General features: G+C 75.1%; 12 protein-coding genes. 5 read left to right on the forward strand and 7 right to left on the reverse strand.

The annotated features are described in order from the left end of the window. Nucleotides 1–144: 144 nt before the first annotated feature. Complete coding sequence (locus ACF1CT_RS11005) at nt 145–1122, reverse strand: ABC transporter substrate-binding protein (protein ID WP_391783507.1); 978 nt, start codon at nt 1120–1122, stop codon at nt 145–147. Nucleotides 1123–1292: 170 nt separating this feature from the next. On the opposite strand from ACF1CT_RS11005, the gene ACF1CT_RS11010 reads away from it, so the two are divergent. Genes ACF1CT_RS11010 through ACF1CT_RS11020 form a run of 3 tightly spaced genes read left to right on the forward strand, consistent with a single transcriptional unit; the run spans nt 1293 to nt 4371 of the window. Then, a complete protein-coding gene (locus tag ACF1CT_RS11010; protein ID WP_391783508.1) occupies nt 1293–2381 on the forward strand; it encodes a FecCD family ABC transporter permease in 1089 nt (362 codons plus the stop codon). Then, nucleotides 2378–3472: a FecCD family ABC transporter permease gene (locus ACF1CT_RS11015; RefSeq protein WP_391783509.1), complete on the forward strand. Its 1095-nt coding sequence runs from the start codon at nt 2378–2380 to the stop codon at nt 3470–3472. Before ACF1CT_RS11010 ends, ACF1CT_RS11015 begins: the two co-directional genes overlap by 4 nt. After that, nucleotides 3469–4371: an ABC transporter ATP-binding protein gene (locus ACF1CT_RS11020; RefSeq protein ID WP_391783510.1), complete on the forward strand. Its 903-nt coding sequence runs from the start codon at nt 3469–3471 to the stop codon at nt 4369–4371. Before ACF1CT_RS11015 ends, ACF1CT_RS11020 begins: the two co-directional genes overlap by 4 nt. A gap of 50 nt (nt 4372–4421) precedes the next feature. On the opposite strand, the gene ACF1CT_RS11025 is transcribed toward ACF1CT_RS11020, so the two are convergent. Together ACF1CT_RS11025 and ACF1CT_RS11030 are read right to left on the reverse strand one after the other, a co-directional pair. After that, a complete protein-coding gene (locus tag ACF1CT_RS11025; protein ID WP_391783511.1) occupies nt 4422–5081 on the reverse strand; it encodes a LuxR C-terminal-related transcriptional regulator in 660 nt (219 codons plus the stop codon). After that, nucleotides 5069–6298, reverse strand: a complete 1230-nt coding sequence (locus ACF1CT_RS11030; RefSeq protein ID WP_391783512.1) for a sensor histidine kinase — start codon at nt 6296–6298, stop codon at nt 5069–5071. The genes ACF1CT_RS11025 and ACF1CT_RS11030 overlap by 13 nt, the downstream gene beginning before the upstream one ends. A 163-nt stretch (nt 6299–6461) precedes the next feature. Between ACF1CT_RS11030 and ACF1CT_RS11035 the strand changes: the two genes are divergently transcribed. Beyond that, on the forward strand, nt 6462–7181 hold the full coding sequence (locus ACF1CT_RS11035) for an ABC transporter ATP-binding protein (RefSeq protein ID WP_391783513.1): 720 nt from the start codon (nt 6462–6464) through the stop codon (nt 7179–7181). After that, nucleotides 7178–9841 carry an ABC transporter permease gene (locus tag ACF1CT_RS11040; RefSeq protein WP_391783514.1) on the forward strand — a complete coding sequence of 888 codons (2664 nt, stop codon included), beginning with the start codon at nt 7178–7180 and terminating at the stop codon, nt 9839–9841. The genes ACF1CT_RS11035 and ACF1CT_RS11040 overlap by 4 nt, the downstream gene beginning before the upstream one ends. A 272-nt stretch (nt 9842–10113) precedes the next feature. Here the strand turns inward: ACF1CT_RS11040 and ACF1CT_RS11045 are convergent, their stop codons facing one another. The 4 genes from ACF1CT_RS11045 to ACF1CT_RS11060 form a co-directional block, all read right to left on the reverse strand. Beyond that, nucleotides 10114–11046: a LysR family transcriptional regulator gene (locus ACF1CT_RS11045; protein WP_391783515.1), complete on the reverse strand. Its 933-nt coding sequence runs from the start codon at nt 11044–11046 to the stop codon at nt 10114–10116. Nucleotides 11047–11163: 117 nt separating this feature from the next. Beyond that, a complete protein-coding gene (locus ACF1CT_RS11050) occupies nt 11164–12357 on the reverse strand; it encodes a glycine C-acetyltransferase (protein ID WP_391783516.1) in 1194 nt (397 codons plus the stop codon). Between the two features lie 38 nt (nt 12358–12395). After that, entirely contained in the window at nt 12396–13424 is a 1029-nt protein-coding gene (tdh, locus tag ACF1CT_RS11055; protein WP_391783517.1) for an L-threonine 3-dehydrogenase, read from the reverse strand. A gap of 287 nt (nt 13425–13711) precedes the next feature. Then, nucleotides 13712–15844, reverse strand: a complete 2133-nt coding sequence (locus tag ACF1CT_RS11060; RefSeq protein ID WP_391783518.1) for a bifunctional serine/threonine-protein kinase/ABC transporter substrate-binding protein — start codon at nt 15842–15844, stop codon at nt 13712–13714. Between the last annotated feature and the right edge of the window lie 4 nt (nt 15845–15848).

The raw sequence follows: 15848 nt of genomic DNA on the forward strand, positions 1-15848 counted from the left end.
GCGAACGGAGGTCCGCCCTCCGCGACCGTCGGGGTTCCCGGGCCCCGCGCCGTCACTCGCGCGAAACCGCCCGGGGGCACCCGGTGGGGCGCCACCGCGGCGCCCCACCGGGCAGGCCGGTGCGGCCGGCTCCGGCCGCGCCGGTCACGTGGTCATGGCCCTCTGGATGTCGTCCAGGACGGAGACGGCGGCGAGGGCGCCGCCGAGGCTGGTCCACTTGGTTCCGTCGATGTCGAGGACGTGGCCGCCCGCGACCGCGTCGAGCTGTCGGTACGCGGGCTTCTTCTGCAGTTCCTTGAGCAGTCCGGCGTCCTGCCCGCCGAGCGTGCCGATGAACAGCCAGTCGCCGTCGACCTGCTTGATGTCCTCGTCGCTGATCGGGGTGGAGTGCCCGGCGCCGGCGTCGTTCTGGATGCCGGGCCGCTTGAGGCCGAGGTCCCGCAGCACGTCGCTGATGAAGACGCCCTGCTGCATCACGGCGGTGCCCTTGGCGGAGTAGCGGGCGACGGACACGGTGGCGCCCGCGTTGCCCCCGAGGCCCTTCTTCACCTCCGCGACCTCGGTCTCGTAGCCCTCGACGAAGGCCTTGGCCTCGTTCTGCTTGCCGAGTACCCGGCCGGTGAGGTCGAGCGACTTCTTCCAGTCCTTCGTCCGGTCGATGGTCACGACGGTGGGGGCGATCCCCTTGAGCTGCTTGAGCACCTGCTGGTCGGCGACCTGTCCGGCGAGGATCACATCGGGCTCGGCCCGCAGCACCTTCTCGATGTCCGGTCCGGTGACCGCGCCCACCACGGGAATGCCGGCCGCCTGTTCGGCGAGGTAGCCGGGGGCGCCCTTCTGGCCGCGGCCGGCGCCGAGACCGACGGGCTTCACGCCCAGCGCGAGCGCCGAGTCGAGGTCCATCTCGCTCAGCGCGACGACCCGCTTCGGCGCCGCGGGCACCTCGACCTTCGCCCCGGTGGCGTCGGTGACCGTGGTCTTCTTCGTCCCGCCCGCCGACGACGGGCCGTCCGTGCCGCCGGAGGACGAGCCCGAACCGCAGGCGGTGAGCGCGAGCGCCGAGGCGAGGGCCGCGGCGGAAGCCGCGATCAGCCGGGCGCGCGGGATGTGGTTCAGGAACATGTCTGTGCTCTCCGGTGCTTCTTGGTCCGGCGTCCGCGGCGAGACGTGGTGCGGACCGATGTGCTTGACGCGTACGGCGGTTCCGGGCGCGCCGTGAGCAGCCTCGTCCCCCCGTGGCTGACGGCGGTCCGGCCCGGAAGGCCGCACGTTGGTTAGGATAGGCTTACCTTATGCTCATTGTGCAAGAGGGGAAGAGCCGGGCCACCGGTTCCGGGCCACCGGCCACCGGATCGGCCAGGCACCATCCGCCCACCTGGTGGACGGCCGCCGCACTCCTCGCGGCGCTGCTGGTCCTCGTCCTCCTCTCCCTGCTCATCGGCACCGGATCGAGCCCCACCGCACGCGCCTGGGACTTCCTCCTCGGAGAACCCGGCGCGCGCGCCGACGCCCAACTCCGGCTCGCCGTGATGGAGGTGCGGGTGCCGCGCACCATCGCCGCGGTGCTCGTCGGCGTCGCACTGGGCGCCGCGGGCTGCCTGCTCCAGGCCGCCACCCGCAATCCGCTGGCGGAAACGGGGCTCCTCGGAGTCAACTCGGGCGCGGCCCTCGGTGTGGTCGTCGGCCTCACCTACGCCGGGGTGGAGTCCTCGTACGCCGTGCTGCTCTGCGCGCTCGTCGGCGGCATGGCCGCCAGCCTGGTCGTGCTGCTGCTCGCCGCGTCGGGAAGGACCGCCGGATCGCCGCTGCGGCTGGTGCTCGCCGGGTCCGCGCTGGGCGCGACCTTCCACGGCCTCACGTCGTACGTGCTGCTCGGCACCCAGTCGACCTTCGACACCTACCGCTACTGGACCATCGGTTCGCTCGCCGGCATCAAGACCTCGGACACCTGTCCGCTCATCCCGCTCGTCCTCGTCGGCCTGGTGGTCGCCCTCGGCTGCTCCCGTCCGCTGGGCGCCCTGGCGCTGGGCGACGACAGCGCCCGCTCGCTGGGCCACCACCCGGGTCGCGTCCGCCTGGTCGTGGCGGTGGCCGTGACCCTGCTCGCCGGTTCGGCGGTAGCGCTCGCCGGGCCCGTCGCCTTCCTCGGGCTGCTCGCCCCGTACGCCGCACGGATCGTCACCGGCCCCCGGATGACGGGGCAGTTGGTCCTCTCCGCGCTGATCGCCGCGGACGTGATGATCGTCGCGGACATCCTCGCCCGGATCGTCATCCGGCCCTGGGAGTCGCCCGTGAGTGTCCTGCTCGCACTGGTCGGCGGCCCGCTGCTGATCTGGATCGCCCGCGCCGGACGGTTCTCCACGGCGGGAGCCTCCGCGTGACCGGCACCGCGCGGCGCGGCGCCGCGCCGCCCGCCACCGCCCCGTGCGATGTCACCCCCGTCGACAGCGTCGTGATCAGGGCCGGCGCCCTGTCCTGGCTCTTCCCGCGCCGCAGCGCGCTCGTGGCGGCCGGGCTCTGCGCCGTGATCGTGGTGCTGGTGACGATCGCCACCCTGGTCGGCTCCTCCGGAGCGGGGCTCGGGGAGACCGTCTCCGGGCTGCTCGGCACCGGCGATCCGATGATGGTGACCCTGGTGCGGGACTTCCGGCTGCCGCGCATCGCCGTGGGACTCCTGGTCGGTGCGGCCCTCGGCGTCTCCGGGTGCCTCACCCAGACCCTGGCGGGGAACCGGCTCGCCACCCCCGATGTCATCGGCGTCAACGAGGGTGCGGCGGCGGCGGTGGTGGCCTCCGTGGTCGGCTCGTCCACCGGCATGATCGGCGGCTGGTGGCTCGGCCCGCTGGGCGCCGCCGCGGCCGCCTCGCTGGTGGTGCTCTGCGCGGGCGGTGCCGGCAGCCGCGGCTACCGCGTCCTGGTCGTCGGCATCGGTGTCTCCACCGTGATCGGCGCCGTCACCGATCTGGTGATGTCACGTCAGAACGACAACACGGCGGGCGGGGTGTTCCTGTGGACCGTTGGCAGTCTCAGTGGCCGCGACTGGACGGTCGGCACCCCGCTGGCGCTCTGCCTGGTCGTCCTGGTGCCGCTCGCGGTACTGGCCGGGACCCGCCTCCAGCTCCTGCGGTTCGACGACGACACGGCCGCGACGCTCGGCGTCGACGTCCGCCGCGTGCGGGCCCTGTGTCTGGCCCTCGCGGTGCTGCTCGCCGGGGTGGCGGTGGGGGTCGGCGGCCCGATCGCCTTCGTCGCCCTCGCCGCGCCGGTGGTCGCCGGGCGGCTCTGCGGGCACACCCGGGTGCCCGTCGTCGGATCGGCCCTGGCCGGGGCCGCGTTGATCGCCGCCGCCGACGCGCTGGGCCGCGTCGTCGCCCCCGTCGAGATCCCCGTCGGTGTGATCACCAGCGTGCTCGGCGGCCCGTTCCTCCTCTGGGTCCTCTTCCGGCCCGCCCACTCCCAAGGAAAGGCATGACCGGCATGACAGATGCCACCACGTCCGGAGCCCCGTCCGGCACGGGCCCTGCGGGGCCCGCGGGCCCCGCGGGCCGCGCCGTGTCCGGCACGGATCTGACGGTCGAGGCGCTCACCGCCGGATACCCCGGCCACACCGCCGTGAACGGGGTCGACCTGTCCGTGCCCGCCGGGAAGGTCGTGGCGATCGTCGGCCCCAACGGCTGCGGCAAGTCCACCCTGCTGCGGTCGATCGCCCGGCTCCACCGCCCGGACACGGGCACCGTCCGGGCGGGCGGCGCCGATGTCTGGCGGCTGAGCCAGCGCGCCGCCGCGCACCGCATCGCCCTGCTGCCGCAGTCCCCCCAGGCCCCCGAGGCGGTGACCGTCGCCGGTCTGGTGCGGTACGGTCGCCACCCCCACCAGGGCCTGTTCCGGCAGTGGTCCCGCGAGGACGAACAGGCCGTGCGCGAGGCCCTGTCGGCGACCGGCACCGCCGAACTCGCCGGCCGTCGCGTCGACCAGCTCTCCGGCGGCCAGCGCCAGCGCTGCTGGCTGGCGATGGTGCTCGCCCAGCGGACGCCGATCGTGCTGCTCGACGAACCGACGAGCGCGCTCGACCTGGGCCACGCGGTCGAAGTCCTCGAACTGGTGAGGGAGGTGGCCGCGGCGGGCCGCACCGTCGTGATGGTGCTGCACGACCTGGCGGGCGCCGCCCGCTACGCCGACGTCCTCGTCGCCATGAACGGCGGCCGGATCGTCGCCCGGGGGCCCGCTCGCGAGGTAGTGGACGCCGCCCTGGTCCGGGAGTTGTACGGCATCGAGGCGGACGTGCTGGAGGCGCCGGGGGACGGCGCCCCCGTCGTGGTGCCCACCGCGCGCGCGGCCCGTGCACAGCGGGCGGGGGCCGTCGGCCGGTAGTGGGGCGGGGACGGGCACGCCCGCACCGGCCCGGGCGGACCGCCGGGGCGTCAGCGGGTGCCCCTGCCCTCCAGATAGGCCAGTACCGCGAGCACCCTGCGGTGCACCGTGCCGTCGTCCGCCTCCAGGCCGAGCTTGAGGAAGATCGACCCGATGTGCTTGCTCACCGCCCGTTCGGTCACCACGAGCTCGGCCGCGATGGTGCCGTTGGCCTTGCCCTGGGCCATCAGCTCCAGGACCTGGCGCTCGCGCGGGGTGAGGCTCCGCAGCGGCTCGGCCGACGACTTGCGGGTCAGCAACTGCGTCACGACCTCGGGGTCGAGGGCCGTGCCGCCGGTCGCGATCCGGTCGAGCGCCTGGAGGAACTGGTCGACCCGGCCGACCCGGTCCTTCAGCAGATAGCCGATGCCCCGGGCTCCCCGGGCGAGCAGCTCGGCGGCGTACGTCTCCTCGACGTACTGCGACAGGACCAGGATCGGCAGGTCGGGCAGTTCGGCGCGGGCGGCGATCGCGGCACGCAGCCCCTCGTCGCGGAAGGTGGGCGGGAGGCGCACGTCGAGCACTGCCGCGTCCGGACGGTGCTCCAGCAGGGCCGGCAGCACCTCGGGCCCGGTCGCCGCGTCCGCCACGACCTCGTGGCCGGAGCTGGTGAGCAGCAGGATCAGCCCCTCCCGCAACAGCGCGTTGTCCTCGGCGATCACGATCCGCACGGCAGCTCCACTTCGATGTCCGTCGGCCCCCCGGTGGGGCTGCTGATGCGAGTGGTGCCGTCGAGGGCGGCGATCCTCCGCCTCATGCCGACCAGCCCGCTGCCGGCGCGTTCGTCCGCGCCGCCGTGACCATCGTCCCCGATGGCGACGCGCAGGGTGCCGGGGGGCCGGTCGATCCGCACCGTCGCGGACGTCGCGCCGCTGTGCTTGCCGATGTTGGTGAGGGCCTCGGCCACGACGAAGTAGGCCGCCGCCTCGATCGCGGCCGGGAGCCGCCGCCCGTCGTCCACCGCGTCCACGTCCGCGGTGACGGGCACGGCGGCGTCGGCGGCCAGCGCCCGTACCGCGCCCGCGAGCCCGCGGTCCGTCAGCACCGGCGGATGGATGCCGCGCACCACGTGCCGCAGTTCCGCGAGGGCCGCGTCCACACCGTCCTGGGCCTCGTCGAGGCGCAGGCGCGCGGCGGCCGGATCCCGGTCCAGGAGCTGTTTGGCCAGGCCGATGCGCATCGACAGGGCGACGATCCGGGCCTGGGCGCCGTCGTGCAGGTCCCGTTCGATGCGGCGCAGTTCGGCGCCGTGCGCCTCCACCGCCCCGGCCCGGCTCTCGGTCAGCTGGTCGATCCGGTCGGTGAGGGCGGCGGACGGGGAGGGAGCGAGCAGGAACGTGTTCCAGCTCGCCGACAGATCGGCAAGGACACCGTGCCAGCGCAGCGCCCACCCCTGTCGCTCCGGCGGCGGCGTGCCGTACTCGTCGGCCCTCCTGCGGTCCATCAGGTGCTGGACCGGCAGCACCACCCCGTCGACGAGGAGCCCGACCGGCCACAGCACCATCGCGAGGTAGGCGAGGGCGTTGCCCGCGAGCGCGTGGACCGGCATCCAGCGCGCCCCGTGCCAGACCGTCCGGTCGGTGAGGACGCGCCGGACCCGTTCGGAGAGGTCGCCGCCTTCCGTCGCGGGCCAGGGCGCGGGCGCGTACGGAACGCCCAGCCACCCGGCCGCTCTGCGGCGTTCGAATTCCACGAGCTTGCGCAGCGGCTTCACCGCCTCGGGCAGCGCGGGCAGCCCGATGAGTGCGGCCGCGAACAGCAGCACGGCCACCACCAGGAACGTGCTGACGTAACAGACCAGCGCGGTCAGCACCCCGATGAACAGGTGGTGCGAGGCGTCCCACGACCGCCGTACGGCGGTTGTCAGCGGGTGGTCTTCGGTGCTCATGGCGCACCACGGTACGGGGCGGCGCCCACGCCCGGAGTAGTGTTCTCCCCCGGCAGGGGGGTGTAGTGGGCTGAACCCCTGGTCCGGGTATGCGCCCCCTCGTGCGCCCATCCCCCTCCCTCTAGCGTTTACGCAGGTCAGCAGGGAATTCGGAGAGGGAACGGTGGGGTCGACGGTGGACACGGTGGCAGGGGTGCGGACGGCCGCGCTGAGTCTGGAGTCGGTGAGCCGGCGCCACGGGCGGCGCGGCGGCCGGGAGACGCTCGCGCTCGACGGGGTGAGCTGCTCGGTCCCGGCCGGGAGTTTCACCGCGGTGGTGGGTCCGTCGGGGTCGGGGAAGAGCACCTTCCTCCAGTGCGCGGCGGGCCTGGACCGTCCGACGGCGGGGACGGTGCGGGTCGGGGGAACCGATCTCGGCACGCTGTCGGAGGCGGCGCTGACCCGGCTGCGCCGGGACCGGATCGGGTTCGTCTTCCAGTCGCACGCCCTGAATCTGGTGACGTCGCTGAGCATCGAGGAGAACGTGGTGCTGCCGCTGGTGCTGGCGGGCGCGGATCCGGCGGACGAGCGGGTGCTGGGCCGCGGCCGGGACCTGCTGGCCCGGGTCGGTCTGGCGGGCCGCGGCGGGCAGGGGCCGACAACGCTGTCGGGCGGTCAGCAGCAGCGGGTCGCGGTGGCGCGGGCGCTGGTGACCGACCCCGATGTGATCTTCGCGGACGAGCCGACGGCGTCCCTGGACCCTGAGTCGGCCGCACTGGTGCTCGGGCTGCTGCGGGACGCGGTCCGGATCGACGGCCGCACGGTCGTCATGGTCACCCACGACCCGGCGGCGGCGAGCTGGGCGGACACCGTACTGACGATGGACGGCGGCCGGCTGCGATGAGTACGTACACCCATGCCGGAACGGGCAAAAAGGCGGGCGTCGGCCCCCGGGGGCCGGGCGCGGACGTGCGTTCCGGGGTGCGGCGGGCGTCGGCGTTCCTCGCCCGGCGGTCGCTGAGGGCCCATCGGCGGGCCTGGGCCGCGGTGTTCGTGGCGACGGCGGCCGCCGTGACGCTGATCGGCTCGTTCGTCCTCGTCCTCGGTTCGCTGCTGCTGGCCGCGCCGCCGGTGGAGCGGTACGCCGGGGCGGACGCGGTGGTGATGGGCGACCAGCGGGTCGTCTACACGGCGAAACCGTGGGGCAGCGAGCCGGAGACCGCCGAGACCTACCTGCCGGAACGCGTCAGGCTGGACCGTACGGCGGTGGCCCGGGTGGCGGGCGCCGCCGGGGTCGCGAAGGCCGTCGCGGACGACTCGGTCCCGGTGACCGTGCACAGCGCCCCCGAAGCCGGGAGCGGGCGGGGCGCGGTGGGGGCCGTCGGCCGGTCCTGGGAGTCCGCGGTGCTCACCCCGTACCGGCTGACCGGCGGTCACGCGCCGGGCGCCGCGGACGAGGTGGTCGTCGACGACGCCCTCGCCGCCGCGGCCGGACTCCGCCCCGGCAGCCGGGTCACCGTGCAGACCGACGGGGTCCCCCGGCCCCACACCGTCAGCGGCGTCGCCGCGTCCGCCCACCGGGGCGGCGGGCCTGCCGTCTTCTTCACCGAGCGGCGGCTGACGGCCCTGGCCGGGCACCCCGGCACGGTCGACGCCATCGGCGTCGTCGCCGAGCGGGGCGTGACGGCCGGGTCCCTGCGGGCGTCGCTGGAGGCCGTGCTGCCCGACCGGGCCCGCGGCGACCGCGCGATCGAGGTCCTCACCGGGGCGGAGCGCGGACGGGCCGAACACGTCGACGCGCTCGGCGCCCGGGGCGAACTGCTCCCGATGCTCGCGTCCGTCGCCGGAACGGTCCTGATGGTGGCGCTGCTGGTGATCGCCACCACGATCTCCCAGGCGGTCCACCAGCGCTCCGGCGAACTGGCGCTGCTGCGGGCGGTCGGGGCGACGCCGCGCCAGCTCAGGTCGGCCGTCGGACGCGAGGTGAGCCGGGTGGCCGGCGCGGCGGCGGTGCTGGGTGCGATCGGGACTGTGCCGCTGGGGCTGTACCTGCGGTCGCTGCTGACCACGGACCCGCTGCCGCTGCCCGTGCCGGTGTGGCTGCCGCTCTCGGCGGGCGTCGTGGCCGCGGCGCTCGTCACGCTCCTGGCCCGTCCGGTGTCGCTGCTCGCGGCCCGGTCCGTGACCGGGCTGCGGCCCGCGGCGGCCCTGGGCGCCGCGGGTGCGCCCGAGTCGAGCGAGCCGGGCCGGGTGCGCACGATCACCGGTGTGGTGCTGGCCGTCGCCGGGGTCGGCTCGGCCGGTGCGGCGACCGCGCAGGGCGGGCAGGCCGCCGCGGTGGCCGCGTCGGGTGCGGCGACCTCGCTGATCATCGCGGTGGCGCTGCTCGGTCCGCGGATCGCCCAGGTGGCGTTGCGGGTGCTGGGAGCGCCGGTGCGGTGGGTGGGCGGGGTCTCCGGATTCCTTGCCGCCCGGTCCGCCGCCGCGCACCACCGGCGGCTGGGGGTGGCGATCACCCCGATCGTGCTGCTCGTCACGTTCGTCTGCGTGCAGTTGTCGGCGGGCTCGACGCTGGAACGGGCCGCCGACCGGCAGGCCGCGGCCGCCCTGCGGGCGGACCTGGTGGTGACGGGCCCGGCCGCGGGTCTGCCGGCCGGTGCCGCCCGCGCGGTGCGGGAGATTCCCGGGGTGGCGGCGACGGGGGTGCTGCGCTCCGCCGTCGTGCTGGCCCATCGTGAGCTGGGCGCACCGCGGCTGGACCGGTTCCCCGTGCTGGGGGTGACCGCGGATCAGCTGCCCGGCACGCTCGATCCGCGCGTCACGGCAGGTGATCTCGCGGATCTCACCGGCCCGGACACCGTCGCGGTCGGCGAGGACCGGGCGGCCGGCCTCGACGTGGGCACCGGAGACACGGTGGACCTCCGCCTCGGCGACGGCGCGGGGGTCACGCTCCGCGTGGTCGCCGTCTACGAACGGTCCCTGGGGCTCGGCGAGTTCATGCTGCCGCGCGAGACGCTGGCCGCGCACACGACGGCGCCTCGCGACCAGGGTGTCCTGGTGCGCACGGACGGCTCGCCCGCCTCGGCCGACGCGGTCCGGCACGCGCTCGCCCCGTACACGGGGGTGCGGGTCCGTGCCGCGACGCCGGACGACGTACGGATCGCCCCGGCGACGTCGGACCAGGACGACGCCCTGATGGTCATCGGGGTCGGGGTGATCGGCGGCTTCGCGCTGCTCGCGGTGGTCAGCACGCTGTCCCTGATCTCGGTGGGCCGCGCCCCGGAGTTCCGTCTGCTGCGGCTGGTCGGCGCGGGCCGCCGCCAGGTGCGGCGGATGCTGGTCCTGGAGACGGGGCTGGTGGCGGTGGCCGGTCTGGTGATCGGCACCCTGGTCGCGGCGGTGCCGCTGACGGCGTTCGCGCTGTCGACGACCGGTGCGGCGCCGTATCTGTCCCCGGCACGGTACGGGGTGCTGGCGCTGGCCGTCGTGGTGGCGGCCGGGCTGGGCACGATCCGTCCGGGTGTGTCGGGGGGACGCCGCGTCCTGGGCGGCGGGACCGGCTGAGCCGGCGCGCCGGTTCGCCGCGCGACGGATGATGCCCGGCCCCGGGCGGTGCGCGTTCGGGGCCGGGCGTCCGAATGCGGGCGGGTACGGGCGGGTGCGGGCGCGAGGACCAAAGCGTGGTGCGAAGGTCCCGTCTCCGGGCAGACGACGCTACTTTCGCAACACGCCCTCGGCGCCCGCACCTCGGCGTCCGACGGCTCGGCGCCCGGACCGGTGTCCCCGTTCGCCGCGCGTGAGCGGGCCGAAGCCGTCGCGGCGGGGCCCGGCACGCGTCACGGCGAAGCCGACAGCGAAAGGGCCGCCGCGCGCCGCGCCGCCGCGGCCAGCGCGTCGAGCACCGGTGCGATCAGCGGGTGCCCCTCGGCCCCGTGCCGCACCGCGGCGAAGACCCGGCGGGTCGGCGCGCTGCCCCGCACCGGCCGCACCACGACCCCGGTCAGCTCCATGCCGCGCAGTGCCGACCGCGGCACCAGCGCCACCCCGGCCCCCGCCCCGGCCAGCGAGACGACCGCGCGGAAGTCGTCCGACGAGTGCTCCATCCTCGGCTGGAAGCCGGCGAACTCGCAGGACAGGACCACCACGTCGTGGCAGGGGTTGCCGGGGTACGGGCCGGCCCACCGGTCCCTCTCCAGGTCGGCGATCGCCACCTGGTCCTGCCCGGCCAGCCGGTGCCCCACCGGGAGCACCGCGTCGAACGGCTCCGAGTAGAGCGGGACCCGGGTCAGCCGCCGGTCGTCCTCGCCCGGCGCGCCCCGGTACTCGACCGCGACCGCCACATCCACCTGCCGGTCCAGCACCATCGGCACGCTGGCGTCGCCCTCGGCGTCCTGGACACGGACCCGGATGCCGGGCGCGGTACGGGCCAGCTCGGCGATCGCGGGGGCGAGGACCAGGCCGATGCCGGTGGCGAACGCGGCGACGGTGACCGTCCCGGCGTCGCCCGCGCCGTAGGCGGCCAGCTCCGCCTCTGCCCGTTCCAGCTGGGCCAGCACCGCGTTGGTGTGGGTCAGCAGGATCTCCCCGGCGGCCGTGAGACGCGCGCCGCGCGCGTTGCGCTCGACGAGCCGGTGGCCGGTCTCCTGCTCCAGCGCGGCAAGTTGCTGGGAGACCGCGGAAGGGGTGAGGTAGAGCGCGGCGGCGGCTGCGGTCACCGTGCGGTGATCGGCCACCGCACGGAGGGTGCGCAGCCGCCGTGCATCGATCATGCGCCCATTGTCCCAGGTCTCGGCAGAAGCCCCGACCCGGGCGGAAGGGGCCCGTCCCGGGAGGAAGACGCCCACCCCGGGAGGAAGGAGACCGAACCGGGCGGCGGGATCCCCGGGCTACTCGCCCAGCGCGGCCCGCGCGTCGACGAACGCGTCAACGGCCCGGTTCACGTCCTCGGTGGAGTGGGCGGCGGAGAGCTGGACACGGATGCGGGCCGCGCCCTGCGGGACGACCGGGTACGAGAACCCGATCACGTACACCCCGCGCTCCAGCAGCAGTTCCGCCATCCGGCCCGCCTTCGCCGCGTCCCCGATCATGACGGGGGCGATGGCGTGGTCGCCGGGCAGGACGTCGAAGCCCTCCGCGGTCATCCGGGTGCGGAACAGCTCGGTGTTGGCGTTCAGCCGTTCGCGCAGGTCCCCGGCGCTCTCCAGCAGGTCGATGACCTTCAGCGAGGCCGCCGCGATGACCGGGGCGAGGGAGTTGGAGAAGAGGTACGGGCGGGAGCGCTGGCGCAGCAGGGCGACGATCTCGGCGCGGGCCGCGACGTAGCCGCCGGACGCGCCGCCGAGCGCCTTGCCGAGGGTGCCGGTGATGATGTCGACCCGGTCCATCACGCCGTGCAGCTCGGGGGTGCCGCGTCCGCCGGGGCCGACGAAGCCGACGGCGTGCGAGTCGTCGACCATGACCATGGCGTCGTAGCGCTCGGCCAGGTCGCAGATCTCGCGCAGCGGCGCGACGTAGCCGTCCATGGAGAAGACGCCGTCGGTGACGACGAGGCGGCGGCGGGCGCCGGACGCCTCCTTGAGCTGCTTCTCCAGGTCGTCCATGTCGCGGTTGGCGTAGCGGAACCGCTTGGCCTTGGAGAGGCGGATGCCGTCGATGATGGAGGCGTGGTTGAGGGCGTCGGAGATGACCGCGTCCTCCGGGCCGAGCAGGGTCTCGAAGACGCCGCCGTTGGCGTCGAAGCAGGAGGAGTAGAGGATCGTGTCCTCCTGGCCGAGGAACGCGGAGAGGCGCTGCTCCAGTTCCTTGTGGACCTCCTGGGTGCCGCAGATGAAGCGGACCGAGGCCATGCCGTAGCCCCAGCGGTCCAGCGCCTCGTGGGCGGCTGCGATCACCTCGGGGTGGTCGGCGAGGCCGAGGTAGTTGTTGGCGCAGAAGTTGAGCACCTCGCCGGGACGCCCGCCCGCGGTGACGGCCACCGAGGCGGACTGCGGGGTGCCGATGACGCGTTCGGGCTTGTGGAGTCCGGCGGCCCGGATCTCGTCGAGGGTGGTGCGCACGTCGTCGCGTACGGAGTCGAACATGAGGGGTGTCTCCCGGCTCGTTGGCTGGATACGGGTGGTCAGGAGGTCCAGTCGAGGATGACCTTGCCGCCGCGGCCGCTCGCCGCGTCGTCGAAGGCCGCCTCGAAGTCTCGGTAGCCGTACCGGCCGGTGATCACGGGGGCGAGGTCGAGGCCGCCCTCCAGCATGACGGACATGGCGTACCAGGTCTCGTACATCTCCCGGCCGTAGATGCCCTTGATGGTGATCATCGAGGTGACGACGCGGGACCAGTCGACGGCGAACTCCTCGGACGGCAGTCCGAGCATGGCGATCTTCCCGCCGTGGGTCATGTTCGCGATCATGTCGCGCATCGCCTCGGGGCGGCCGGACATCTCCAGGCCGACGTCGAAGCCCTCGCGCAGTCCGAGCCGGCGCTGACCGTCCGCGACGGTCTCCTCCGCGACGTTCAGGGCCAGGCTGACGCCGAGCTTGCGGGCCAGTTCGAGCCGGGCCTCGCTGACGTCGGTGATGACGACGTGGCGGGCGCCCGCGTGCCGGGCGACGGCGGCGGCCATGATGCCGATCGGCCCGGCGCCGGTGATCAGCACGTCCTCGCCGACCAGCGGGAAGGAAAGGGCGGTGTGGACGGCGTTGCCGAACGGGTCGAAGATCGCGGCGACGTCGAGGTCCACGGGGGTCCGGTGCACCCAGACGTTGGACGCGGGCAGGGCGACGTACTCGGCGAACGCGCCGTCCCGGCCGACGCCGAGGCCGAGCGTGGAGCGGCACAGGTGGCGGCGGCCGGCCAGGCAGTTGCGGCACTTGCCGCAGACCAGGTGGCCCTCGCCGCTGACCAGGTCGCCGACGGCGATGTCGACGACGTCGGCACCGGTCGCGGCGACCTCGCCGACGAACTCGTGGCCGAGGACGAGCGGGGTGCGCACGGCCTGCTGGGCCCAGCCGTCGTAGTTGCGGATGTGCAGGTCGGTGCCGCAGATGCCGGTGCGGAGCACCTTGATCAGCACGTCCGAGGGGCCGGTCTCCGGCTCCGGCACATCCATCAGCCAGAGTCCCGGCTCGGCCTTCTGCTTGACGAGTGCCTTCACGGCGGTGGCTCCCTGTGCTGGTACGGCGTTGAGTACCCCGGGCCGGGGGCATGCCGGAGCAGAGCCTGCGGCCCGGGGAGGATCATGGGGACGGGACACGTGCGGCAGCGCGCGTCTGTCGGCTGCCGCGCACCATCCTCGGCCGTCATCGAGAAATCTGCCGTACCCCGCGCCACAGGTCCATCGAGGATTTCTTAAGCGCGCCCGAAGATCCGCTTCATGCCGCGCACCGTCCACCCGTCCGGCCCATCCGGACGCGCTTCTCCACCGCCCGTCCGGCGGCCCGGTCAGGTGTCGGCGAGGGGTGTCCGGAGGAAACGGGCGCGGCCCTTCTCGACCTGGTGGAGAAAGAGGCCCGTCCTGTAGTCCACCGCCCGGGACCGGGCGAACTTCAGGGTGCGGCTGATGCCCTTGTGGGTGGTGAGGAAGAGGCGCTGGGTGATGCCCTCGCGCAGGGTCCCGGAGGCGCTGGTGGTGCGGGCGGCGTCGGCGATCAGCCCGACCGCGTCGTACGCCTCGGCGGCCCAGCGGGCGGGGGCGGTGCCGAAGCGCTTGCGGTGGGCGGCGGTGAACGCCTTGGCCGCGGGCATCGCGGAGGGGTCGCTGTACGCCTCGGCGAACACCCAGCCCTCGGCTGCCTTCCCGGCCCCGTCGAGGAAGGCGGGCGCGAGGACCCGGCCGGTGGACACGCGGGGGCCGGTGAACCCGACGGCGGCCAGGGCCACGGCGCAGCGGGCGCCCCGGACGGGCGAGGTCCCGGCGAGGACCACGGCGTCCGCGCCCGCGTCGCGGACCGCGCGGGCCGCCGGCCCGAAGTCGTCGACGCCCCCCTTGACCTGGTGCACGGTCAACGCCGTGCTCTCGGGCGTGCCCTTCGTGAGGGTGCTCCTGATGGCCCAGGCGCCGGTGGGGTCGGCTTCGTCCTCCACGACCATCACCCGCTTCGCCCGGCGGGTCACGACGAGGTAGTCCACGAGGCCGTTGGCCAGGGCGTCGTCCAGGACGCGGAGCAGACAGAGGTTCTGGGTGGCGGCCGTGTCGGCGGTGGTGGCCCCGGCCGAGACGACGATCTGGGCGAGGCCGGTGCGTTCGTAGCGCTGGACGACGGCCGCGTCGATGACGTCGTGGGCGGGGCCGACGACGGCGAGCACGTCGGGGCCGGCGGCGATCCGGTCGGCGACGCTCAGCGCGCGGGTGGCGTTCCCGGCGTCGTCCTCGGTGCGCAGGGCGAGCCGGAAGGGGGTGTCGGGCTTGGCGTTGTGGTCGTCGACGGCGAGCCGCATGCCGCGCTGGTGGGCGAGGCCGAGGGCCCGGCCCGGTCCGGTGAGGTCGGCGTGCAGGCCGATGGTGTGGGTGGGGACGGTACGGGGGGACTTCCCGGCCCCGGTGGTGCGCCGGTCCACCGCCGTCCAGGCCGCGACCGCGCCCCCGCCGAGCAGCACCGCGGCGGTCCCGGCGGCCAGCACGGTGCGCCGGGAGGGTCCGCGCGGGGCGGGTTCCCCGGTGGTGGTGGGCGGTTCGGGGGCCGGGGCGGGGGCGGGGATGTCGAGGGCGGCGGCCGAGCGCGCGGCGATCAGTGCGGACAGGCCGGGCGGGGCCCAGGCGGCCGGGTCCTCGCCGGGCGGTGCGGCCAGCAGCCGGGCGGCCTCCCGGGCGGTGGGCCGGTTCACCGGTTCCTTGGCGAGGCACGCCTCGACGAGCGGCAGCAGGGCGGGCGGCAGCCCGTCCAGGTCCGGCTCCTCGTGCACGGTGCGGAAGAGTACGGACGCCGCCCCGCCGTCCCCGAACGGGCGGCGGCCGGTCGCCGTGTACGCGAGGACGCAGCCCAGCGCGAAGACGTCGCAGGCGGGCCCGGCCGGTCTTCCCGTGGCCTGTTCGGGGGCGAGGTAGCCGGGTGTGCCGACCAGCGCGTCCGGCTCGGTGAGGGCGGTGGCGCCCTCGTGGCGGACGATCCCGAAGTCGATGAGGCGGGGCCCGTCGAGCGCGAGGAGCACGTTGCCCGGCTTGAGGTCGCGGTGGACGAGCCCGGCCGCGTGCACCGCGCCGAGCGCGTCGGCGAGCCGGGCCCCGAGCGCCCGGACGGTCGCGGGCGGCAGGGCGCCCTCGGCGACGACGACCTCGGCGAGCGAGGGGCCGGGCACGAACGGGGTGGTGAGCCAGGGTTCGTGGGCCTCGGTGTCGGCGTCCGTCACCGGTACGACCCAGGGGCCGTCGACCCGGCGGGCGGCCTCGGCCTCGCGCCGGAACCGGGCCCGGAAGCCGGGGTCGGCGGCGTGTTCGGCCCGGATCACCTTCACGGCGACGAATTGCCCGCCGCCCGTGCGGGCCAGGTAGACGACGCCCATGCCGCCGGCGCCGAGGCGGGCCAGGAGGCGGTGGCCGCCGATGCTCCGGGGGTCCTCCGGGAGGAGCGGTCGCATGCCG

This window comes from Streptomyces sp. NPDC014734 (assembly GCF_043083325.1).
Lineage (GTDB): Bacteria > Actinomycetota > Actinomycetes > Streptomycetales > Streptomycetaceae > Streptomyces.